We start from the raw sequence: 21,518 nt of genomic DNA on the forward strand, positions 1-21,518 counted from the left end.
TTAGCATCGACCGGAAAGACAATCCGAGGAAGACAAGGTTAGCAAACCATGGAGTTGGCGGGTAGCACAGGAGTTAGGCCTGCGAACTCTGCCGTGCGAATTCAAAACCAATTGCTTTTCTGTTGGTGTATTTTAGCAACATATACCCATTGGTGGCTAGATTTGCGCTGACACGGGTATCTAAAACCCGCCAGACATAGCAATAGCCGGAAAAATGCTCATATCATCAATGGGCTAACGTGTTACTATTTTTTAAATAAATATAAACGAGTCACATAAAGGCCGGTAATTGACGTTTGCAAGGCGAGACTGAAACGCTGCAAATCAATTTAGCAGGAGGATAAATGCCATGAAGACTGACAAGTTAGAGCGTCTCCAAGCCGACGGCTGGAAAGTCGGCAGTGCAGAGGATTTTCTGCAATTAAGTGATGAAGAGGCACGACTCGTTGCACTCAAGTTCTCACTCATCAGTGCGGTAAAAAAATCACGCATCAAACATAAACTCTCGCAAATTGATCTTGCTCAACGCATGAAATCGAGCCAATCCCGCATTGCAAAAATCGAAGCGGGCGATTCTTCGGTTTCGCTTGATTTGATCGTACGTGCGCTCATCGCAAGCGGCGCAACAACGCGCGATATTCAGGCGGCGTTTACGGCAAACGAATAGATGACGGGCTATTCAACATTCGGAGTTAGCCTTCTTTCTGCTACGCGAGTGTGGCAGTTTGCCAATGAAAAAAGAATAGTTACTCTGATCCCGAAAATAATTTTTTTCAAAACCTCTCAAATTCGATAGGTTTTGAAATCGTGTTGAACGCTCATAGGTTTCAGGAGACGTCATGACAAGCAATCAACTACCTGTACACGGCAAGAAGACGTTTGAAGAATTCAAGCTCGCCAACGAGCACGGTGCCGAATACTGGAGCGCCCGCGACTTGCAGCCCCTGCTTGGCTATACGCAATGGCGTCGTTTTGAGCAAGCAATCGAACGTGCCATGACCTCCTGCGAAACCTCAGGGAACAATCCCGCGCATCACTTTGCCGGCGCCGGCAAACCGATCACTGGCGGTAAAGGTGCGGTTCAGGTGGTTGACGATTACCAGCTCTCCCGATTCGCCTGTTACCTCATTGCTCAGAACGGCGATCCGCGCAAACCGGAAATCGCCCACGCCCAGAAATACTTTGCCGTCCAGGCTCGTCGGCAGGAGCTTAGCGACCAAGCTGCTGCCGACATGGAACGGCTGGATCTGCGCAAGCAAACCAGTGAAGAGTTTAAGGCTCTCTCTGGAGCGGCGCAGGACGCAGGTGTGCAAAGCAAGATGTTTGGCGTATTCCACGATGCCGGTTACAAAGGCTTGTATGGTGGTCTAGGCGGCGCAGCCATCAAGGCACGCAAGTCCATCCCGGAAAAAGACAACCTGCTTGATCGGATGAATGCCACCGAACTGGCTGCCAACCAGTTCCGCATGACGCAAACGCGGGACAAACTGGCCCGCGACGGCGTTCGCAACCAGACTCAAGCCATTCAGACCCACGAGCAGGTCGGCAAGGAAGTGCGCGATGCCATCAAGCGTATTGGTGGCACATTACCTGAGCAGATTCCACCGGCGGAGCACATAAAGGAAGTCGAAAAGCGGTTAAAAAATGCAACGCCAAAGTTGGAGCTGGATGAGCGCGAAGCGGGTGGTTTGCTAGGTGATGCAACGAAGCAGTCCAGAAAGAACGAGCAATGAATAAGGAATCTCAAAAGAAAGACAACTCTCCCGTTCTTTTGGGTCAAGACTCGTTATCAAAATATAGCGCCAAAGGCTCAATGCTCGGGTATCTATATCAAGTGCGTGTGGCACTGCTCTGGGCAGCTCGGCAAAGCAAGTTGGGCAACTTCTCATTGAGCGTTGAGACATTGGATGACGTGAGTTTTACTAACGATGTTGATGCGACCGTTGTTCTGCAAACCAAGCATTCCATCAATGTTCAGGCTACGCTGTCCGATCTGAGTACGGAGTTTTGGAAAACACTGCGCATCTGGATGGACGGATATGCAAGCGGTGAAGTGCCTCCAGATGCTGCGCGCTTTTTGATCGCCACAGCCACCATATCGCCGGGCTCGGCCTGCGCCGCATTGGTGGCGGATGAGCGCGAACGAAACGTTGAGACAGCTGCAAATCTGCTGAAGCATGCCGCTACAACCTCAACCAATACCACGCTCAGAGGCACCTTCGACGCATTTCTTGCACTACCGGCTGACCAACAACAGAGCCTGCTAAACACCATCTACGTCGTTGGGGGAGAGCCCAACGCGGTGGATATTGGGAAAGCGCTCAAAGAGGCGACCCATTACGTTTCTATTCAGCATGCAGATGTCGCATTGCAGATGCTTGAAGGATGGTGGCTGAAGCGTGTCGTTTACGAGCTTTTGAACAAAGGGCAAGGCATATCAAAACTTGAGTTTGATAGTCAAATCTCTGAAATCCAGGAATCGTTAAAGCGTGATTCCTTGCCCATTGATGGCGAAATTGACAGCCTTATGGTCGCACTTTCCGAATTGCCGGAATACGCCAATCGCCCCTTTTACAAGCAAGTAGAGTTAGTGGGGGCCGGGTCGCGGCGAATTCGAAATGCTATTACAAGTTATCTGCAGGCGTTTCGACAGCGGTCAGCATGGACACGGGACGATCTACTATTTGAGGCCGACCTTCGTAGTTATGACAATCGTTTAGTAGAAGAGTGGGCGTTACTCCGCGACCAAATTTGTGATGAATTGGGTGAGGTGCCCGGCGACGCTGAACTTGCAAAGGCTGGGAGAGCGATTCTTAAATGGGCTGAAGACGCACCAATTCAAATTCGATCCGGCGTTTCGGCACCTTGGGTTTGTAGAGGCTCGTTCCACATGTTGGCCGAAGACCTGAAAGTCGGTTGGCATCCTGACTTCGAGGCTAGGTTACAAGAGGCTTTTGCATCCGCAGCTATTGGCGATTCATCTTTGGCTGGAACGTCATGACAGCATGGCACGACCGAACCATAGAAGAGCGGAACTTACTCAATCCCGCCTTCTGTGCCGTCATCCTGTGGTTTCTTGCCAAAGGATATCGTACCGAGGCCGATGCGCTGGTGGAGTCGCAAAGTCAATTGCCGTTGGCCTTGGCATTCGTTGGTTCGAGCTTTGTATTACGCGGCCAAACAAGACGCAAGCTTCCCACGACGATCAGAACTTCACTCCCAAGTTGGGTATGCGAACATCCTCTGGATCGCTCTGCCGTAGCCAAGGGCGTCGAGGTTTTGCGCCCGTATGTTCGCGAAGCAATTATGTTCGGGTCACAGAGCGGCCTGTTGGGACTTACGGGTACCGCAGTGATGGCTAATGGCAACGCACAAAGGCGCATCAATAAGTACGTCCGACACTCAACGCCTGAAGTGCAGGAATGCGCAAGCCGCGCTGAATTCGTTGGCCGGTGGCTAATGAAGTGTGGGACGCCATCAACCGTATTGTCCTTATTGGGGATGCAGCCATGATTCAAATTTGCGCGATTGCACTATATAGCCACGATGGACGATTGAGGCTGATTCCGCTCGAACTCGGAAAAGTAAACATCATTACGGGGCAATCCAAGGCGGGCAAGACGGCAGTCACCGATATCATTGACTACTGCTTCGGATCAAAGACGTGCCATGTGCCTGAAGGCGTTGTTCGACGAAATGTATCGTGGTTCGGGTTAATCCTGCAAACAGTGAAGGGCCAAGCATTTGTAGCGCGTCTAGTTCCTGAGGGCGACGCCAAATCAAGCGAGAGCATCTTTGTAAAAACCGGCATTACGGTTGAGCCCCCCACCTTTGAGCAGTTGCGGCAGATCACCAATCTCGATGGATTGAGACAGCTATTGGGTTCGTGGGCTGGGATTTCGGACTACCTGCATGAGCCACCTGCAGGGCAAACAAGAGACCCGCTGAGTCCTAGCATTCGTCATGCTGTTGCGCTGTGCTTGCAGACTCAAGGCGAGATTGCACAGCGCGAGCACCTGTTCCATGACGCAAGCGATAATTTCTTTAGGCAAGCCCTCAAGGATACTCTGCCTTATTTTTTGGGGGCAGTCCCTGAAGAGTATGTTGCGCAACGGCAAGAGCTGAAGCGCATTCGAGGTGAAATTCGACAAATAGAACGGCGACTTGCAGAAGCTGTGTCGATCAGGGGAGATGGTATCGGTCGTGCTGACACCCTGTTATCAGAAGCCAAAGCGGTGGGATTAACTGAATTGGCCGATGGTGCGCAGTGGGAGCAGAAGATTGAAACACTCCGCACAATTCAGTCGTCGCCGATCCCAACTGACTTTTCGGGCATCGCCGAAGACAGCGAATACAATAGACTCACAGCAGAACGCAGCGAATTAGTGAGGGAACAGCGTTCCCTCGTATCGACCCTTGATCGAGCGAAGTTGTTTGAAGGCAACTCGAAAGGGTTTACTGCCGAAGCGAGGGAGCATGCGGCGAGGCTAGGTGCGGTGTCGGTCTTTGAGCGCGATGCCCCCGCGCATTCGTGCCCTCTTTGCCAGCAAGCGATCCCCGACGAATCTGCCGCGCCCACCGTGAGCGATTTGAGGGCGGCTCAAACCTATATCGGAGAACGATCTGGGGCTGTTGATTCGGCCACGCCACGTATCGAATTTGCGATGCAGGAAATTCAGGAAAAGCTCGCAGGCATCGAGCAGCGAATATTGGCAAATAGGGAGCGTTTGAGCGCGATAAAGAAATCGAGTCAACGACTTCAACTTGCATCTGACACGGATTCGCGACGCGCATTGGTTATAGGTCGAATTAGTCTGTACGTAGAGAATGCTCCACTGGTTCCCAACCTTGCCGCTCAAGAACGACAACTGGCCGATCTAAAACGTGATGAAGAGCGACTGGCCGCTGCCCTCAGCACAGATGTTATTCAACAGCAGTTGGACTCTCGCCTGTCAAACGTGGCGCGTTACCTCTCTGAATACGCGAAGAAGATTGACCTGGAGTATTCGGATGGTCCATTACGACTTGACGTGAAGAACTTGACCGTCGTCGCTGACACGCTGGCACGGGCCGTTCCAATGAGCCAAATGGGTAGTGGAGAGAACCATGTTGGTTATCACATCGTTGCTCATCTAGCGTTACATACTTGGTTCACAAAACTGAAGCGGCCCGTACCTCGATTCCTGATACTTGACCAGCTTTCACAAGCGCACTTTCCAGCAGATGTTGAGCTACCTGCCGAACCACAACGTTCAGACACAGATGCTGATCATGTAGCAGTAAAGCGCCTTTACGACATTATTTTTGATGTCGTTGAATCATTGAACGGGCAGTTTCAGGTGATTATTACCGATCACCCAGATTTCAATGACGACGCACGGTTCCAAGGAGCGGTTCGTGAAAAATGGCGCGGCGGACTAAAACTTGTTCCCCATGATTGGCCCCAAGCCAATACATGAAAATGCCGAATGGAAATTGCATGAAAAAACAAAAACTAGAGCTCACCTGGATCGGCAAGGATGCGCGGCCCAAGCTGGAGCCGCGCATTTTGTTGGGCGATCCAGAGAAGAGTTATCACGCGAAGCATCGGGTCAAGAGTGTTCCGCAGATTACGCAGATTTCCGCAGATTCAAACCTCAGAAATAATCTGCGTGAATCTGCGAAATCTGCGGATGACGTTGGTGACATCTTCGACAACCAGCTCATCTTCGGCGATAACCTGCTGGCGCTGAAGGCGTTGGAGCAGGAGTTTTCGGGCAAGGTGAAATGCGTGTTCATCGATCCGCCGTACAACACCGGCAGCGCATTCGCCCATTACGACGACGGGGTGGAGCATTCCATCTGGCTGTCGCTGATGCGGGATCGACTGGAGATTATTCGACGCTTGCTGGCGGAGGATGGTTCGCTTTGGATCACGATTGACGACAACGAGGCGCATTACCTCAAGGTGTTGTGTGATGAGGTGTTTGGGCGGAGAAATTTCGTTGCCAATGCCGTTTGGCAGAAGCGCACGTCACGAGAAAACAGAGCAGCAATTGGATCATCACATGATCATCTGCTGATCTACGCAAAATGTGGTGCTGTTGCGTGGAAAGGCTCTCGTCAACTACTCCCTGCAAATGATGCGGGTTACGCCAATCCTGACAATGACCCACGCGGTGCTTGGCGCTCAATTCCGTTTAGCGCACAAGGGTTTCGTCCAAATCAGATGTACAAGATTCAAACATCTTCCGGAGATTTTGTTGAGCCACCGAAAGGTCGCTGTTGGGGGGCTACAGAGCCAGTTCTCTTGGAATATTTGAAGGACAACAGGGTTTATTTTCCCAATGGGGGGGCTGGCCGACCGCGAATTAAGCAGTTTCGGGGCGAAGAGAAAGGGCTTGTTCCCATGACGTGGTGGGATTCTTCCTTTGCCGGTGACAACGAGGCGGCAAAGAAAGAAATACTGGCACTTTTCCCTAACGATGAACCTTTCGGGACGCCTAAGCCTGAGCAACTTCTGTCTCGGGTGCTTCAAATTGCTACCCTACCCGGCGACCTCGTCCTCGATTCCTTCGCCGGTTCCGGCACCACCGGCGCCGTCGCCCACAAAATGGGCCGCCGCTGGATCATGATCGAGCTGGGCGAACACTGCCACACCCACATCATCCCCCGCCTGCAAAAGGTGATCGACGGCGAAGACCAGGGCGGCATCAGCAAGGCGGTTAACTGGCAAGGTGGTGGCGGCTTTCGCTACTACCGCCTTGCCCCGAGCCTGTTGCAGCAAGACCGCTGGGGCCAGTGGGTGGTGAACAAGGAATACAACGCCGAGATGCTGGCGGCAGCGATTTGCAAGCTGGAAGGATTTACCTATGCGCCTAGCGATGCCCATTTCTGGCAGCACGGCACCAGCACGGAAAACGATTTCATTTATGTGACTACGCAATCCTTGAACGCTGAGCAGTTGCAGGTCTTGAGCGACGAAGTGGGTGAAGGCAAAAGCTTGCTGGTGTGTTGCAGCGCCTTCCGAGGATCAGCCGACCGCTTCCCCAACCTCACGCTGAAGAAAATCCCCAAGATGGTTTTGCAGAAGTGCGAGTGGGCGCATGACGACTATAGCCTGAACGTGGAGAATTTGCCGATGGCGCAGCCTAAGCCGGGGCAGGTAGATTTGTTTTGAAGGGCGTTGTATCCGCAGATTACGCAGATTCACGCAGATTTTTAAAAACATTTTCAAACGCCTTTGAATTTAATCGGCGGAAATCTGCGTAATCTGCGGAGGAAAAACAGTTTATGGGTTTTAATCCACGACAATCGGTGGACAGGTGGATTTGTTTTGAAGGGCTGTTTATCCGCAGATTACGCAGATTCACGCAGATTCAGGAACAAAAATCCCTCGGGTTTAATCGGCGGAAATCTGCGTAATCTGCGGACACTGAAAGGCTTTTATGAATAGTGATGAGCAAACTTTTGAAATTATTGGCGCTGCAATGGCTGTGCATCGTGAGCTTGGGCATGGCTTTCTTGAGGCGGTTTACCAGGAGGCGTTGGCAATTGAATTCGCTCATAGGGGAATATCATTCGCTCGTGAGGTGGAGTTGCCCATTCTCTTTCGTGGACAACGACTCAATATAGGGTATCGAGCCGATTTTTTGTGCTTCGATGACATCATTGTTGAGTTGAAGGCGCTGGATAAATTGGCAACCCGCGAAGAATCTCAAATCATCAATTACCTGAAAGCCAGTGGGAAAGCGCGCGGCTTGCTACTGAATTTTGGTAGCAGAAGCCTAGAGCAGAAGCGATTGGTTTTAAATCTGCGTGAATCTGCGCAATCTGCGGATGAAACAAGTTTATGAATGGCGAATTGCAAGCGGATCGAACTATTCGGAAATTCCGAACAGTTGCCCGTGAAGCCACGCGGAACATGGAACGTCTGGCTCCTCACGCAGTCATGGACGTTGCTTGGTATATGCACCAACTTGTAAGCTTGGCTTACAGGTTGACGGGACGACAATGAAATGAGTAAAAAGATCATCATTATCGCGGGGCCGAATGGCGCGGGAAAAACAACATTCGCGCGGGCGTTTTTGCCTGCCGAGGCGCAGTGCCCGCGATTTATCAATGCTGATTTGATCGCTGCCGGTTTATCGCCCTTTTCACCGGAGACAGCATCGTTCAAGGCGGGGCGGTTGATGCTGCAAGAAATTACCTCTTGCGTGGAGCGTGGCGAGAGCTTCGCGTTCGAGACTACGTTGTCGGGTTTGGTGTATCTGCACCACATCAAGAATTGGTGCGATCTTGGTTACCACATCAGCTTGTTTTTTCTAAGTCTGCCGTCGGCAGATATGGCCGTTGCACGGGTAGCTGAGCGCGTTCGCCAGGGCGGGCACGATATTCCAGAGCCAGTGATTCGGCGAAGATTTGAGGCAGGGCGAAAAAACTTCAAGCATCGCTACCGCGATGCGGTGGATGCGTGGGCGCTTTACGATAACTCCGGTAACGAACCCTTTTTGATTGAGTGGGGAGAACGATCATGACTCAGAAGGAACTTGGCACGGCGAAGGACAATGACCTGATTACTTCACTGACAGCCATGCGCCGTGCGGCGCGCATGGCGCGCGAGCAGGCGCTGCTCACAGGCACAGCGATTGTAGTGATGAAAGACAACAAGCTGGTGCGCGTGACGGCGGAAGAGATTCGCAAACAGGATGCGGCATGAGCTTTGAAAATATCGTCCGTTCAGTGGCTGGCCGCCTGAGCTTGCGGGCACCGCAAGCCGAGAGCCTGGAGCATTTGCATAGCGCCCTCGAATCCGTGCCTGCATTGCGTGACTCCAAAGCACGGTCGCCGGAAGAATTGGCGGCGATGATCGCCGCGTTAGGTGCACAGTTCCCCTCACTGTCGGACTTTGAGCGCGAGTTTCCCTCGATGTGTTTTGCCTTGGCTACCGGCGTGGGCAAAACGCGCTTAATGGGGGCATTCATCAGTTACCTGCACGCCGCCTATGGCTACAGTCACTTCTTCGTGCTCGCGCCGAATTTGACCATCTACGACAAGCTGATTCGCGATTTCACGCCCAATACGCCGAAGTATGTATTCAAGGGCATCGCGGAGTTTGCGACAACCGTGCCGGAGGTCATTACCGGCGATAACTACGAGCAGCGCGGCAGCCTGAGCCTGCTTGGCGGGGTTGAGGTCAATATTTTCAACATTTCGAAAATCAATTCGGAGGTGCGGGGCGGCAAGATGCCGCGCATCAAGCGGCTGTCCGAGTACCTTGGGCAAAGCTACTTTGAATATCTGGCGAGCCTGCCCGACCTGGTGCTCATCATGGATGAGTCGCACCGCTACCGGGCCAGCGCGGGCATCCGTGCCTTGAATGAGTTGAAGCCGCTCCTGGGGCTTGAGCTGACAGCCACGCCGTTCACGGAAGGCGCCAAAGCCACGGTTCCGTTCAAGAACGTTGTGATGGACTATCCACTGGGGCGGGCGATTGAGGATGGCTTTGTGAAAGAGCCAGCGGTCGTTACCCAGCAAAATTTCGACCCTTCCGCCCATAGTGCCGAGGCTCTGGAGCGCATCAAGCTCATGGATAGCGTGCGGGTGCATGAGGAAACCAAGGTTCACTTGCTGACCTATGCCCAGCAATCCGGCGAGCAGTTGGTGAAGCCATTCATGCTGGTAATCGCCCGCGATACGACCCATGCTGCCGCATTGATGGCGCTGGTCGAATCGGACGATTTTTTCCATGGCCGCTACAAAGGCAAGGTTATCCAGGTGGATAGCAGCCGCTCCGGCGCGGAAGAAGAGGAAATGATCCGACGCTTGCTGGCGGTGGAAAGCTACGACGAGCCGACCGAGATCGTGATTCACGTCAATATGCTGAAAGAAGGCTGGGACGTGACCAACCTTTACACCATCGTGCCTTTGCGCGCTGCTAATGCCAGAACGCTGATCGAGCAATCCATCGGGCGTGGCCTGCGCTTGCCTTACGGACGCAAGACCGGCGTGGACGAGGTGGATCGCCTGAACATCATTGCCCATGACAAGTTTCAGGAAGTGATCGACGAAGCGGGTAAAGGCGATTCGCCTATCCGCATGCGCGAGCTGAAGCTTTCGCCGGATATGGGCAATGGCAACGGACTGAAGAGTATCTCCGTGCAACCCACGGCGAACGTGGTGACGGGAACCGTGACGGCAGGCACATCACAATTGGCAACGGGTGCGGCGCAACGCGATTCGACGCAATATGGCACTGCCGCGCCGACACTTATGCTGCGCACGAGCGAGGAACGGCAAATCGCTCAGGTGGCAATGGACGTGATTGCGGAAATCAGCCGGGAGAAACAGCAAGGACTATCCGTCGTGCCCAGCAGCGCATCTTTGGCGCAAGAGGATATCCAGCAGCAGATTGCCCAGCGCGTTCAGGTGCGCATGATGCCGAAGCAAGGCGATTTATTGGCTAGCGAACCCCAGGCAGTGCAGGAGATCGTCAAGAAAACCGTTGCGGCATTCGTTGAGCACACTATCGATATTCCGCGCATTTCAGTTGTGCCAAAAGGGCCGGTGAAGAGCGGCTACGAGGCTTTTCAGCTCAATGTGTCAAAGATGAATTTTCAGCCGCAGGACATAGCCTTGATCGGCCAGGGACTGAGAACCGGCAAACAGATTCAGTACGGCGAATCTTCATCCGTGGCGGAAGACCGGTTGGAAAACTACATCGTGCGCGAGCTGATTAACTATGATGATATTTCTTACGATGACCACGCCGATTTCATTTACGACTTGTCTATGCAGGCAGTTGCGCATTTCAAGAGTTATCTGAAGACTGAAGAAGAGTTGCATAACATCCTGGGTAATTATGGCAAGAAAATTGCGGAAAACATCCACCTGCAAATGGCCCAGCACTACCATGAAGATGTGTCGGAATCCGATGTCGTGGTGAGCCAGGGCTTTACGCCTCTCAAGCCCTGCGCGTTTACTGCGCAAGGCGACGTGCTGCCTCTGCATCAGGCACCCGCGGAAAAGAGCAAGATCGCACAATATGTGTACGGCGGTTTCGCTAAATGCGCCTACCCAGTACAGAAATTTCATTCCGATACCGAGCGCGTCCTGGCGGGAATACTCGAACGCGATGCCCGCCGCTGGCTCCGGCCGGTTGCCGGCCAATTCAACATCTACTATCGCGCGGGGGTGAATCAGCCTGAGTACCTGCCCGACTTCGCGGCTACGACCGCAGACCTGAATCTGATCATTGAAACCAAGGCAGCAAAGGATATGGAAATCCCCGAGGTGAAGGCCAAGGCCAACGCGGCGGTGGTGTGGTGCAAAAATGCCAGCACCTATTCCATCCAAAACGGTGGCAAACCTTGGAAGTATTTGCTGGTGCCGCACGATGCGGTAGCGAGCAACGCAACGCTTGGGGTTTTGGTGAATCGATTCGCCGTGCAGTATTTGCCGCTCGATCAGCAGTAATAAACTTCAGTAGTAGCTACTGGGAAACCAGTCTCCCAAAAACGCCTCGAACTGGCGCATCCCGGAAACAAAAATGGCCAAGGGTTTAACCTAAGCCATTTAGTTACTTGGTGGGCGGTGCGGGGTTCGAACCTGCGACCCCTGCCGTGTGAAGGCAGTGCTCTACCGCTGAGCTAACCGCCCAAAAAGAGGCGCAATTAGATCATATCGTCCGGAAAACGTCAATAAATGAGCCTATTCAGGGTGCAATTGAAAGTGTTGGTCAGCTACGTAGGGCGGATGAGCGTAGCGTTATCCGCCGAATGCGTAGCCCACCGAAACGATGTGCGGCTATCCCATACGGCGGAAGGCGCTACGCTTTTCCGCCCTACATGGGCGTGGGCTGCCTACCTGTATTCGGGGCGGCTTCCTTCCAGAAGCTTTCAGCAATGACCAACACTTTCAATTGCACCCGCCTATTCAATTTCTACGAAGTTTATCCGCGATTGTCGTAAAATAACCGCTTTTATCCCACTGTAAAAAGAACATGGTCCGCACTCGCTTCGCTCCCAGCCCTACCGGCTACCTGCATATCGGCGGCGCCCGCACCGCCCTTTTTTCATGGGCCTACGCGCGCAAGCACAAAGGCACTTTCATACTGCGCGTCGAAGACACCGACCTTGAACGCTCCACCGAAGAATCGGTGCAGGCCATTCTGGACAGCATGAGCTGGCTCGGCCTCGACTACGACGAAGGCCCGTTCTACCAGATGCAGCGCATGGAGCGCTACAAGGCAGTGCTGCAGCAACTCCTGGACGAGGGTAAAGCCTATCACTGCTACGCCAGCAGGGAAGAGCTGGACAAGCTGCGCGAGGAGCAACAGGCGGCTGGCCTGAAGCCGCGCTACGACCGCCGCTGGCGCGACTCCAAAGCCACTCCGCCCGCCGGCGTCCAGCCCGTAATTCGCTTCAAGACCCCGCTCGACGGCGCGGTAGTCATCGACGACATGGTCAAGGGCCGCGTCGTGGTCAGCAATGGCGAGCTCGACGACCTCATCATCGCGCGCAGTGACGGTACGCCGACCTACAATTTCTGCGTGGTGGTGGACGACTGGGACATGAACATCACCCACGTCATCCGCGGCGACGACCACCTCAACAATACCCCGCGCCAGATCAACATCCTCAAGGCGCTGAACGCGCCGCTGCCGCAGTATGCCCACGTATCGATGATCCTGGGCCACGACGGCGAGCGCCTGTCGAAGCGCCATGGCGCGGTCAGCGTGATGCAATACCTGGAAGACGGCTACCTGCCCGAGGCGCTGCTGAATTACCTGGCGCGCCTGGGCTGGGCGCACGGCGATGAGGAAGTGTTCGACCTCGACCAGTTTGTCGAATGGTTCGACCTCGATTCAATCTCTAAATCGCCGGCCAAGTTCAATCCGGAAAAACTGCTGTGGCTCAACCAGCAATACCTCAAGAAGACCGACAGCAAACGCCTGTCCGAGCTGGTCTTGCCGTTTCTGGAAACAGACTGCTGCAACCCCGAAACCGGGCCGGGCATGGAAGAGGTCATCGACCTGCTCAAGGAGCGTGTGAACACCGTCGAAGAGCTTGCCGACGCCGCCGTGTATTTCTACCGGCCGTTGACGCCCTCGCCCGAACTGATGGCAGAGCACCTTACGCCGGAAATCATTCCGGTAGTCCGTGAATTGCAGGAAAAACTGGTGCAGGTGGAGTGGAACAAGCCATCCATCAACAGCCTGATGAAATCGGTCGTGGCTGAGCACGGCCTGAAATTCCCCAAGTTGGCAATGCCGCTGCGCCTGCTCGTGACAGGAGAAACGCAAACACCTTCGGTGGATGCTGTGTTAGAATTGATCGGTCGCGAGGAAACCCTGAAACGGATTTCAGCGCACATGAAAAGCTTTGCCTAGGTGCACAATCCTGTTGACAAGCAGCCCCAGCGCCAAGTATAGTGGCGGCCTTTCGGGGGTATAGCTCAGCTGGGAGAGCGCTTGCATGGCATGCAAGAGGTCAGCGGTTCGATCCCGCTTACCTCCACCAAGTTTAGGTCCCCATCGTCTAGAGGCCTAGGACACCGCCCTTTCACGGCGATAACACGAGTTCGAATCTCGTTGGGGACGCCAGTCTAATCAGGGGCCTGGAGAAATCTGGGCCCCTTGATTTTGCACCGTGCTTGATTGGTGCTTGTTACAGTAGTTTGGAGTGGTAGTTCAGTTGGTTAGAATACCGGCCTGTCACGCCGGGGGTCGCGGGTTCGAGTCCCGTCCACTCCGCCAGCATTCAAAAAAAAGCCAGCCTAACCGGCTGGCTTTTTTCATTTCAGATACACCTTCTTAATAAGCCTGCAAGTCGGCGCCATCGATGTCGAACGAATGCCGCCAGAACTGGTCGTCGCGGTCGAACAGGCGGTAGGTACCGCGCGGCCCCCAACTGCCGGCGGGGTAGGCGTTGATGAAATCGCGCTCCATCGACCAGACTTTCAGCACCGGATCCACGACGCGCCACGCCGACTCCACCTCGTCGATGCGCAGGAATAGCGAGTGATCGCCCAGCATGACATCCAGCAGCAATCCTTCGTAGGCATCGTAATCCTCTTCACCGCCCTTGTGGTAAGTCGCATCCAGGCTAATCGTGCGCGTATTCAGATCCAGCCCCGGAACCTTGACCTGGAGTTCCATTTTCAGGCAATCGTTGGGCTGGATGCCCAGCAAAATCCAGTTGGGGTGCGAGCGTTCGTGCTGCGCCTGCCGCAGCAGGTTCTGCGGCGGATTTTTGAAGCGGATGCTGATCGCCGAGCTGTTCTCCGCCATGCGCTTGCCGGTGCGCAAGTAAAACGGCACCCCGGCCCAGCGCCAGTTGTCGACGAACAACTTCAGAGCAGCGTAGGTTTCGGTGACACTGTCCGGCGCCACACCGGGCGCCTCCATGTAGCCCGGAACCGCCTTGCCGTCGATACTGCCGCTCGCATACTGGCCGCGGAAGGCATGGGCATGCACCGCGTTCTGGGTAATCGGGCGGATCGCCTTGAGCACTTTGACCTTCTCGTCGCGCAAATGCTCAGGGGTCATGCTCACTGGCGGCTCCATCGCCACCAGCGCAAGCAACTGCAATAGATGGCTCTGGATCATATCGCGCAGCGCGCCGGCATTTTCATAGTAATCGGTGCGCCCTTCCACGCCCAGGGTTTCGGAGTGGGTAATTTGCACGTGGTCGATGTAATGATGGTTCCACAGCGGTTCCAGCAACAGGTTGGCGAAGCGGAACACCATGATATTTTGCACCGTGCCTTTGCCGAGGTAATGGTCGATACGGTAAATCTGCGACTCGTCAAGATGCTTGTACAGGCCGCTCTGCAAGGTTTGCGCGCTCAACAGATCATGGCCGAAGGGCTTTTCGATGACGACGCGACGCCAGCCATGTTTCTGCTTGAGCAGGTCGACTTCGCTCAGCTTCTCGATGATGCCGGGAAATTCCGGTGGCCGCACCGACATGTAGAACACCACATTGGGTGGGAAAGCGGAGTCTTCGTCCAGCAGTTTGTGCAGCTTTCGATACGCATCGATATCGTCTGGCGGGTTGGGATGATAATGAAGTCTGGCGCGGAAGCGCTTGAACGCCTGTTCGTCGTAGCCTTTGGGATATTTGTTGTGCAGCATGGTCGACACTTCTTCCAGCCACTGCTCGCGAGTCCACGGTTCCCGGCTGGAGGCGAGTATCACCATTTTTTCCGGCAAGCGCCCTGCCGTTTCAAGGCGAAACAGCGCGGGAATCAACTTGATCCGCGCCAAATTCCCACTGGCGCCAAAAATCGCCAAAGTGCAGGGTTCCAGGATTTTCATTTTCCGCCCCCCGTCTGCTTCACTGCATGGCCCCCAAACGCGTTCCGCATCATGGAGAGCAAGCGGTAACCGTAGCCGGTCTCGTTCTGGCTGGCGAAGCGCATTTGCAGCGCCAGGGTCAGAACGGGTGCCGCCACCCCCTGCTCCACGGCCTCCACTACGGTCCAGCGCCCTTCGCCCGAGTCGGCCACATAGGGCGCAACCTTGTCCAGCGTTTGATCGTCCTGTAGCGCCTGCGCGGTCAGATCCAGCAGCCAGCTTCGCACCACTGAACTGTGCCGCCACAACTCGGTGATCTGAGCCAGATCGAGCGAAAATTCCTGCTTGCCGCGCAACAATTCCAGCCCTTCGGCCATCGCCTGCATCATGCCGTATTCGATGCCGTTGTGGATCATCTTGGTGAAATGCCCCGAGCCGATCGGGCCGACATGCGCCCAGCCGCGATCGGGAGCGGGAGCCAGGGCCTTGAGCACCGGCTCCATGATCTTCGCGACCTCTGGAGTCGCCCCCACCATCAGGCAATAACCGTTTTCCAGCCCCCATATGCCGCCCGATGTGCCGGCGTCCATGAAGCCGATGCCCTGCTCCGCCAGCCAGGCACCGCGGCGCTGGCTGTCCTTGTAATTGGAGTTTCCTCCATCGATGACAATATCGCCCTTGGCGAGCAGGGGAGCCAGCTCGCGGATTTGATTCTCGGTCGGCTCGCCGCTTGGCAACATGAGCCAAACCACGCGCGGCGCCTGGAGTTTGGTTACCGCATCCGCCACGGAAGAAGCCGCAACCATGCCCTCCTCCGCAGCAAGACTGGCCACCACGTCCGGCGAGCGAGCGTAGCCGACCACTTCGATACCGCCACGGCGCAGCCGCCGCACCATGTTGCCGCCCATTTTCCCCAATCCCACCATTGCTAGCTGCATTGCTCCCCCTTTATCGGTTGTTTACTTCACTGAGGCCAATTGTATGACTTAAGGCATTGTTGTTGCGAGCATACATGTTGTCTTCCCGCATCGTAAAGATGCATCACTCTTGAGTCTATCCAATACTCTAGCCCAAAAACAAAACAGTCACGGCATTAATCTACTCCATTAACAGATCACGACTGCACGTATTACCCGATTGATTTAATCAACCATTCCGCTATATTGGTAATGTGTTAATCGGCTATGAATTTAGCTGCCTCAGAGGTAATTAATCTCAGGCACGGTGCCCGCGAGAGACGGAAACTTGTTTGCATACCCGCACGATCCAAGCAAGGCAGCCTGTGTGGTTCTGGACGACTGGGCCAGCAAGCTGACATAGGGTCCATTAGTTTGCGGCTTCCATATCGAGCCGTGTTGGGTATATCGTTTACTGCTATGGAGATACATACCATGTCCGAGAACAATTCGCTTGTTGCCACATTTGCAAACCACAGCCTGGCCAAGGCAACCGTCAAGAAATTGCAAAAAGCAGGGCTCGACATGCGCAAGCTGTCCATCGTCGTCAAGGATGAGAACAAAATATTGGAAGGGGTAACGGTGGTCAGAGACCTGAATGAACTTGGCGCGGAGCAATATAGCTGCATTTCCAGGGAAACCATTCCTGATTATGAAGCCGAATTAAAAGTCGACAGGCTGCTCCTTTTTTTTCACGGAACAGCCGATGAAATTGCTCAGGCCAAAAGCATTATTGATACAACCCACCCTGGGGGCTGGAATGGAAACGTAGGCTGCTCTGTCTACTACGGATGCCTTGATTAGACTGACACAAAGCCGGGCTAGGAAGCGAGCAGTCCCTTCTCTATTGCATAAGCGGTGAGCATGGCCGCATTGTGTAAATCCAGCTTTTTCATCAGGTTGGAGCGGTGCTTCTCGACCGTTTTTACACTCAGGCAGAAGTAATCGGCGATGTACTTGTTTGGGCGCCCTTCGGCCACCAGCTTCAACACCTCCCGTTCACGATGGGTCAGGGTATCCCACGGACTCACCCCAACGGGGGTGTTGCCCGTACCCAGGTAACCACTAATCACTTTCGACGAAATATCGGGGCTCAGATAGGTCTTGCCGTTCAACACGCTGCGAACCGCGATGCGCAGTTCATCATGTGTCGCATCCTTGAGGATATAGCCGTCGGCGCCAGCCCGCAGGCTCTCGTGGATATATTCATCCGTCTTGTGGATAGTGAGCACCAGGACGCGAGTTCCCGGATAGCGTCGCTTGATGTCCATAATGGCTTCGATGCCATTCATGCCCGGCATGGACAGATCCATCAGGACTAGATGCGGCGCCAATAATCCAACCGCCTGGACAGCATCACGGCCATTGTCCGCTTCACCGACAATCTCGATATTCGGATCCTGCAACAGTAAAGCTCGGAGACCGGCCCTTAGCAGGGTATGGTCTTCAACAATCAGAATACGTCGCTTATCGCTCATAACGCCCTCGACGCCATGCCAAGCGGCCATAACACACTGATTCGAGTTCCTTGCCCGACTGCTGACGCCAGCTCAAAATGCCCCCCGGAAAGCTTGGCACGCTCTTTCATGCTCAGAAGGCCGAGGCCCTTGTCGAGAGGGCAGTAGTTGGTCGTCTCCGCAGCATCGAACCCGACCCCGTCATCCTCGATCGAGAGATGAAGCGCGCCGCCGGCTTCCTTCAGGCTCACCCGGATGCAGCTGGCATTGGCATGCTTGACGATATTGCTGGTAGCCTCCTGAATGATGCGAAAGATCGTGATCTTGAGCGGGACGGATACGTTTTTTTCCTCGATACTGAAATCCTTTTCCACTTCCATGTCCTGGCAAGCCGTTCCAAACTCCCGGAAGAACCACGATAGCGTGGCAAGGATGCCGAGATCGTCGAGGATCGAGGGGCGCAGATCCATGGCAACACGGCGTACCTCCCCGAGCGCATCCTTGACCTTGGGTATCAACCGCCGCAGCGATTCCGCCGCCACCTCGGGTTCATTCCCAACCAGCAACAGCAACGATTCCTCAAGTGAAATCTTGATCATGGTTAGCGACTGGCCGAGCACGTCATGCAAATCGGCGGCGATCCGCCGCCGCTCGCTCTCCTGAATCTCCAGCAACCGGGCCGACACACGCTGTAACTCGCTTTGGGAAGTGCACCATGCTACCTTCGCCTTCAAACACTCAACATGGCGGCCGCATGGCTCACTGCCGAGTGTGTAATCTTCCTCTGCCATCGGCAGCCTTTTGGCAACGGCTTGCTGCGGCTGCTTCACCTGCTCTGTCGATTTTGCACGCATGACGCTTCCTTGAGTATCCCGTTCCCGAACAGCCATCCCTTCAACTCGGGCGAAAGTCCTTTATGCCGTTGGGTGGCCTGCCATCTACAGTATAGGAACAATAGCGTGGGAATATCGTGTGGCAAATTCAATGGGTTTCCTACATGCTTTTCAGCAGAAAAATAAATGGCGCCCTTTATGCATAAGGGGTGATCCACCGATTGGATAATTTGCTGTATGTCCTATTATTCATGTTAGGACAGGCCGGACGCAGAAAACACGGAGAAAATCCATGGATTGCACATTACTCGCCATGCTCCCATTGATTGAAGTCTGGTGAAATCATGAAAACCAGACGTCGCCATTGTCTGTGCGCGCCGTGTTCTCCTTAAAATTTGGATTGCGTTTTTTAAGATTGTTTCAGCGCAGCGAAACACATCGGCAGGGAGTGAAATCATGGAAACAATGGTGTTTGACAAGGATGGTTTTCTGACTTCCCCGGAGAGTTGGAACGAAGACATGGCGCGGCGTATCGCGACGGAAAACGGGGTGGGCGAGTTGGGCGACGAGCACTGGGAGATCATCCGCTTCCTGCGCAAGCATTATCTCGAAGGTGGGCTGCCTGCCGTCAGCCATGTCTGCCGTGTCCACCATTTCGATCACTATTGCATTCCCGACCTGTTCCAGAGCATGAAGGTCGCCTGGCGCATCGCCGGCCTGCCCAATCCGGGAGAAGAGGCAAATGCATACATGTAGATTGGGTGTTGCCGACTTTTTCTAGCTTCTTATCAGAACTTTTCAAAGTTTCGCTGGAATTCAATCTTATGGGGCTTGCCCGAGCCTGATTCAGTAACATTGATAGTAAACCGCAGGAAATCCGGTGCCGCAAAACCAAAATCACCCATATAGTAAATAGCTTCTCCCTCGCTGATACGCCGCATTTTGATTTTCCGATGCAGCTCGATCATGTTGATGGTGTAGGCCATAACATCGGCAGTAACTGCCCGGGGAACACCCCTTTCGTCCGGCCGGGAAACCGCGACGGTGAGCAGCAAACGATTCTTGCTGCGCTTGATGCCATATGCCTTTGCTATCTCGGGTGCAAGCGTATCCGTAGTAATGACATTGTAGTTGACATCCAGATCGCCGAATTTTTGTATCTCGGCGCTGGCGGTAACAGCGAGGAACGCCAACGAAAACAGAAGCATGTTGGTCAATATTTTCACCTCGCACTCCTCCGTTCCCTGATAACAACGTCTCAATACAATAATGGCAATGCCCTCAACGAGATGCAATAAGGAATATCTTTAATATGGGTACTGATTTCCGACCCTTCGGCTTGAGCGAAAGGCGGCAGAGGAGCATTAGCGAGCTTTAAACGTGTTTCTCTACAGCAAATCTCCCCCTCCAAGTAAAGCCCTGGATGAAGCGAAATACGGGATTTGCCTGAATGCGTTTTGGGGGTCGCGACCCTAGACTTAACTCTCAAAATAGCCAAATTATATAGAAAGGAGTCTGGTCATGAATATTCAACCCCTGTTCTCAGGCATGGTGTTGGCCCTGTCTATCGCATTATTTTCTCCGTTTGTTGCGGCGGGCGAGCCCTACGCCAAGATCACTTATCCGCACGACGGGGAAAAACTGGGCGCCACGTCCAGGAAACAGATTGATTACGAGGTCGATCCCGGACCGCGAGGCGATCACATTCATCTTTACGTGGACAACGGGGAAGCCGCCATCGTGCGCAAACTCGCCGGGAGCCACCCTCTCGAATCCATGGCGCCAGGGCCGCATACGCTTTGCATCAAGGTGGTAAACAAGGCGCACGTGCCGATCGGCGTGGAGCAATGCGTCAACGTTAATGTGGAATAGCCGTGGACATCCAGAACCTGGGCTATGCGCTGACCCAGGTTGTGCATAATTTCGGCGCCTCTGCCGTGGTTGGCGGCCCCGTTTCTTCACTGTGGCTGGCGCCGCGCCCGGAGCTGGATCGTTCTCTCGCATGGCTGGTGTGTTTGGGGTGGGCGGCCCAGATTGCGAGCGGCGCTGCCTTCGGAGCCATTAGCTTCTACTATTACGGAAAGTTTCCTGATATTGGCGGATTAGCCATTGCCGCACTGGCGATCAAGGTGGCCTGTGCCGTTTCCGGCTTTTCACTGGCGGCCTTCTATCTCCTGCGTGCTGCAAGGTGGACCACTACATTGCGTCGGCGAATCTGGCTCATGCTGGCAGGTCTGAGCGCCACGGCATTGACGGCCGCAGCCTTTTTACGCTGGTTTTCCTGAGGGTCGACGATCACGATCGCGATGGCAATTCTCATCCTGTTTCAAGGAGATGCACCATGAAAATCCAGGTTGTGTTTTACAGTATGTACGGGCACATTCACCGCATGGCAAAGGCCGTCGTCGAGGGCGCAAGCACGGTGGATGGCGCCGAGGCAAGCCTGTGGCGCGTGCTTGAACTGGTGCCCGAGGACCAGCTCGTCGCCAGCGGCGCCAAGGCTGCACAGTCCGCCTTCTCCCAGGTGCCGGTCATCGCTCCCCAGCAACTGGCGGAAGCGGATGCCATCATCTTCGGCACGCCAACCCGTTTCGGCAACATGGCCGCCCAGATGCGCAATTTCCTCGATCAGACCGGCCAGCTATGGCTGGAGGGGAGCTTGGTGGGCAAGGTGGGCAGCGTCTTCACCAGCACGGCCACCCAGCACGGCGGACAGGAGAGCACCATCCTCAGCTTCCATACTACGCTGCTGCATCAGGGCATGATCATCGTCGGCCTGCCCTATAGCGAGCAGCGGCAGATGACCATGAGCGAGATCAGCGGCGGCTCACCCTACGGCGCCAGCACCATCGCCGGGCCTGATGGCAGCCGCATGCCCAGCGACAACGAACTGGCAATGGCCCGCTTCCAGGGACAGCACGTGGCGCAAATCGCCGCGGCACTGGCGCGTGGCCGGTCACTCTCATCCTGAACGCCGCCCAGGCGATTTCATCGC

21 protein-coding genes and 4 tRNA genes are annotated in these 21,518 nt (G+C 54.5%); 19 read left to right on the forward strand and 6 right to left on the reverse strand.

Translation table 11 applies throughout. The annotated features are described in order from the left end of the window. Positions 1-349 precede the first annotated feature (349 nt). From VMV64_RS09380 to VMV64_RS09425, 10 genes are all read left to right on the forward strand, one after another. A complete protein-coding gene (locus VMV64_RS09380; RefSeq protein WP_325329696.1) occupies positions 350-667 on the forward strand; it encodes a helix-turn-helix transcriptional regulator in 318 nt (105 codons plus the stop codon). 172 nt (positions 668-839) lie between these two features. Next, positions 840-1,733 (forward strand): DNA damage-inducible protein D, encoded by an 894-nt coding sequence (dinD, locus tag VMV64_RS09385; RefSeq protein ID WP_325329697.1) that lies wholly within the window; start codon positions 840-842, stop codon positions 1,731-1,733. Next, positions 1,730-3,001 (forward strand): ABC-three component system protein, encoded by a 1,272-nt coding sequence (locus tag VMV64_RS09390; protein WP_325329698.1) that lies wholly within the window; start codon positions 1,730-1,732, stop codon positions 2,999-3,001. Before dinD ends, VMV64_RS09390 begins: the two co-directional genes overlap by 4 nt. Further along, positions 2,998-3,513: a three component ABC system middle component gene (locus VMV64_RS09395; RefSeq protein WP_325329699.1), complete on the forward strand. Its 516-nt coding sequence runs from the start codon at positions 2,998-3,000 to the stop codon at positions 3,511-3,513. The genes VMV64_RS09390 and VMV64_RS09395 overlap by 4 nt, the downstream gene beginning before the upstream one ends. Next, complete coding sequence (locus tag VMV64_RS09400) at positions 3,510-5,459, forward strand: DUF3732 domain-containing protein (protein ID WP_325329700.1); 1,950 nt, start codon at positions 3,510-3,512, stop codon at positions 5,457-5,459. Before VMV64_RS09395 ends, VMV64_RS09400 begins: the two co-directional genes overlap by 4 nt. Before the next feature lie 20 nt (positions 5,460-5,479). Continuing rightward, the gene (locus VMV64_RS09405; RefSeq protein WP_325329701.1) at positions 5,480-7,159 is read left to right on the forward strand and encodes a site-specific DNA-methyltransferase; all 1,680 of its coding nucleotides are present in this window, start codon (positions 5,480-5,482) and stop codon (positions 7,157-7,159) included. A gap of 268 nt (positions 7,160-7,427) precedes the next feature. After that, positions 7,428-7,835: a GxxExxY protein gene (locus VMV64_RS09410; RefSeq protein WP_325329702.1), complete on the forward strand. Its 408-nt coding sequence runs from the start codon at positions 7,428-7,430 to the stop codon at positions 7,833-7,835. 162 nt (positions 7,836-7,997) lie between these two features. Continuing rightward, positions 7,998-8,516: a zeta toxin family protein gene (locus tag VMV64_RS09415; RefSeq protein WP_325329703.1), complete on the forward strand. Its 519-nt coding sequence runs from the start codon at positions 7,998-8,000 to the stop codon at positions 8,514-8,516. After that, positions 8,513-8,698, forward strand: a complete 186-nt coding sequence (locus VMV64_RS09420; RefSeq protein WP_325329704.1) for a hypothetical protein — start codon at positions 8,513-8,515, stop codon at positions 8,696-8,698. Before VMV64_RS09415 ends, VMV64_RS09420 begins: the two co-directional genes overlap by 4 nt. Next, positions 8,695-11,454 (forward strand): DEAD/DEAH box helicase, encoded by a 2,760-nt coding sequence (locus VMV64_RS09425; RefSeq protein WP_325329705.1) that lies wholly within the window; start codon positions 8,695-8,697, stop codon positions 11,452-11,454. The genes VMV64_RS09420 and VMV64_RS09425 overlap by 4 nt, the downstream gene beginning before the upstream one ends. A gap of 108 nt (positions 11,455-11,562) precedes the next feature. On the opposite strand, the gene VMV64_RS09430 is transcribed toward VMV64_RS09425, so the two are convergent. After that, positions 11,563-11,637 (reverse strand) — tRNA-Val (locus VMV64_RS09430). Positions 11,638-11,980: 343 nt separating this feature from the next. On the opposite strand from VMV64_RS09430, the gene gltX reads away from it, so the two are divergent. From gltX to VMV64_RS09450, 4 genes are all read left to right on the forward strand, one after another. Then, on the forward strand, positions 11,981-13,369 hold the full coding sequence (gene gltX, locus VMV64_RS09435) for a glutamate--tRNA ligase (protein ID WP_325329706.1): 1,389 nt from the start codon (positions 11,981-11,983) through the stop codon (positions 13,367-13,369). Between the two features lie 54 nt (positions 13,370-13,423). Next, positions 13,424-13,499: transfer RNA gene (locus tag VMV64_RS09440), tRNA-Ala, on the forward strand. 7 nt (positions 13,500-13,506) lie between these two features. Next, positions 13,507-13,582, forward strand: a tRNA-Glu gene (locus VMV64_RS09445). A gap of 76 nt (positions 13,583-13,658) precedes the next feature. Continuing rightward, a tRNA-Asp gene (locus tag VMV64_RS09450) sits at positions 13,659-13,735 on the forward strand. 57 nt (positions 13,736-13,792) lie between these two features. Here the strand turns inward: VMV64_RS09450 and zwf are convergent. Together zwf and gnd are read right to left on the reverse strand one after the other, a co-directional pair. After that, positions 13,793-15,298 carry a glucose-6-phosphate dehydrogenase gene (gene zwf / locus VMV64_RS09455; protein ID WP_325329707.1) on the reverse strand — a complete coding sequence of 502 codons (1,506 nt, stop codon included), beginning with the start codon at positions 15,296-15,298 and terminating at the stop codon, positions 13,793-13,795. Then, the gene (gene gnd, locus VMV64_RS09460) at positions 15,295-16,215 is read right to left on the reverse strand and encodes a phosphogluconate dehydrogenase (NAD(+)-dependent, decarboxylating) (RefSeq protein ID WP_325329708.1); all 921 of its coding nucleotides are present in this window, start codon (positions 16,213-16,215) and stop codon (positions 15,295-15,297) included. Before gnd ends, zwf begins: the two co-directional genes overlap by 4 nt. 453 nt (positions 16,216-16,668) lie before the next feature. Between gnd and VMV64_RS09465 the strand changes: the two genes are divergently transcribed. Continuing rightward, entirely contained in the window at positions 16,669-17,037 is a 369-nt protein-coding gene (locus VMV64_RS09465) for a hypothetical protein (RefSeq protein ID WP_325329709.1), read from the forward strand. A 17-nt stretch (positions 17,038-17,054) separates the two neighbouring features. On the opposite strand, the gene VMV64_RS09470 is transcribed toward VMV64_RS09465, so the two are convergent. After that, entirely contained in the window at positions 17,055-17,711 is a 657-nt protein-coding gene (locus VMV64_RS09470) for a response regulator transcription factor (RefSeq protein WP_325329710.1), read from the reverse strand. Further along, positions 17,708-18,544 carry a sensor histidine kinase gene (locus tag VMV64_RS09475; RefSeq protein WP_325329711.1) on the reverse strand — a complete coding sequence of 279 codons (837 nt, stop codon included), beginning with the start codon at positions 18,542-18,544 and terminating at the stop codon, positions 17,708-17,710. The genes VMV64_RS09470 and VMV64_RS09475 overlap by 4 nt, the downstream gene beginning before the upstream one ends. A 435-nt stretch (positions 18,545-18,979) precedes the next feature. Between VMV64_RS09475 and VMV64_RS09480 the strand changes: the two genes are divergently transcribed. Beyond that, positions 18,980-19,279, forward strand: coding sequence for a TusE/DsrC/DsvC family sulfur relay protein (locus tag VMV64_RS09480; protein WP_325329712.1), 300 nt, complete (start codon positions 18,980-18,982; stop codon positions 19,277-19,279). 32 nt (positions 19,280-19,311) lie between these two features. Here VMV64_RS09480 and VMV64_RS09485 read toward each other — a convergent pair whose 3' ends face one another. Next, a complete protein-coding gene (locus tag VMV64_RS09485) occupies positions 19,312-19,749 on the reverse strand; it encodes a DUF4426 domain-containing protein (RefSeq protein WP_325329713.1) in 438 nt (145 codons plus the stop codon). A 295-nt stretch (positions 19,750-20,044) separates the two neighbouring features. Between VMV64_RS09485 and VMV64_RS09490 the strand changes: the two genes are divergently transcribed. From VMV64_RS09490 to wrbA, 3 genes are read left to right on the forward strand one after another with little or no spacing between them, the layout of a single operon-like run. Next, complete coding sequence (locus VMV64_RS09490) at positions 20,045-20,395, forward strand: hypothetical protein (RefSeq protein WP_325329714.1); 351 nt, start codon at positions 20,045-20,047, stop codon at positions 20,393-20,395. A gap of 2 nt (positions 20,396-20,397) precedes the next feature. Then, positions 20,398-20,808, forward strand: a complete 411-nt coding sequence (locus tag VMV64_RS09495; RefSeq protein ID WP_325329715.1) for a hypothetical protein — start codon at positions 20,398-20,400, stop codon at positions 20,806-20,808. Between the two features lie 56 nt (positions 20,809-20,864). After that, on the forward strand, positions 20,865-21,494 hold the full coding sequence (gene wrbA, locus VMV64_RS09500) for an NAD(P)H:quinone oxidoreductase (protein WP_325329716.1): 630 nt from the start codon (positions 20,865-20,867) through the stop codon (positions 21,492-21,494). Positions 21,495-21,518 lie beyond the last annotated feature (24 nt).

It is taken from the genome of Sulfuricella sp. (genome assembly GCF_035531155.1).
Taxonomy (GTDB): Bacteria; Pseudomonadota; Gammaproteobacteria; order Burkholderiales; family Sulfuricellaceae; genus Sulfuricella.

Coding starts and splice junctions, on each gene's coding strand:
- VMV64_RS09380 (WP_325329696.1), top strand. CDS start 350: ATGAAGACTGACAAGTTAGAGCGTCTCCAAGCCGACGGCTGGAAAGTC.
- dinD (WP_325329697.1), top strand. CDS start 840: ATGACAAGCAATCAACTACCTGTACACGGCAAGAAGACGTTTGAAGAA.
- VMV64_RS09390 (WP_325329698.1), top strand. CDS start 1,730: ATGAATAAGGAATCTCAAAAGAAAGACAACTCTCCCGTTCTTTTGGGT.
- VMV64_RS09395 (WP_325329699.1), top strand. CDS start 2,998: ATGACAGCATGGCACGACCGAACCATAGAAGAGCGGAACTTACTCAAT.
- VMV64_RS09400 (WP_325329700.1), top strand. CDS start 3,510: ATGATTCAAATTTGCGCGATTGCACTATATAGCCACGATGGACGATTG.
- VMV64_RS09405 (WP_325329701.1), top strand. CDS start 5,480: ATGAAAAAACAAAAACTAGAGCTCACCTGGATCGGCAAGGATGCGCGG.
- VMV64_RS09410 (WP_325329702.1), top strand. CDS start 7,428: ATGAATAGTGATGAGCAAACTTTTGAAATTATTGGCGCTGCAATGGCT.
- VMV64_RS09415 (WP_325329703.1), top strand. CDS start 7,998: ATGAGTAAAAAGATCATCATTATCGCGGGGCCGAATGGCGCGGGAAAA.
- VMV64_RS09420 (WP_325329704.1), top strand. CDS start 8,513: ATGACTCAGAAGGAACTTGGCACGGCGAAGGACAATGACCTGATTACT.
- VMV64_RS09425 (WP_325329705.1), top strand. CDS start 8,695: ATGAGCTTTGAAAATATCGTCCGTTCAGTGGCTGGCCGCCTGAGCTTG.
- gltX (WP_325329706.1), top strand. CDS start 11,981: ATGGTCCGCACTCGCTTCGCTCCCAGCCCTACCGGCTACCTGCATATC.
- zwf (WP_325329707.1), bottom strand. CDS start 15,298: ATGAAAATCCTGGAACCCTGCACTTTGGCGATTTTTGGCGCCAGTGGG.
- gnd (WP_325329708.1), bottom strand. CDS start 16,215: ATGCAGCTAGCAATGGTGGGATTGGGGAAAATGGGCGGCAACATGGTG.
- VMV64_RS09465 (WP_325329709.1), top strand. CDS start 16,669: ATGTCCGAGAACAATTCGCTTGTTGCCACATTTGCAAACCACAGCCTG.
- VMV64_RS09470 (WP_325329710.1), bottom strand. CDS start 17,711: ATGAGCGATAAGCGACGTATTCTGATTGTTGAAGACCATACCCTGCTA.
- VMV64_RS09475 (WP_325329711.1), bottom strand. CDS start 18,544: ATGCGTGCAAAATCGACAGAGCAGGTGAAGCAGCCGCAGCAAGCCGTT.
- VMV64_RS09480 (WP_325329712.1), top strand. CDS start 18,980: ATGGAAACAATGGTGTTTGACAAGGATGGTTTTCTGACTTCCCCGGAG.
- VMV64_RS09490 (WP_325329714.1), top strand. CDS start 20,045: ATGAATATTCAACCCCTGTTCTCAGGCATGGTGTTGGCCCTGTCTATC.
- wrbA (WP_325329716.1), top strand. CDS start 20,865: ATGAAAATCCAGGTTGTGTTTTACAGTATGTACGGGCACATTCACCGC.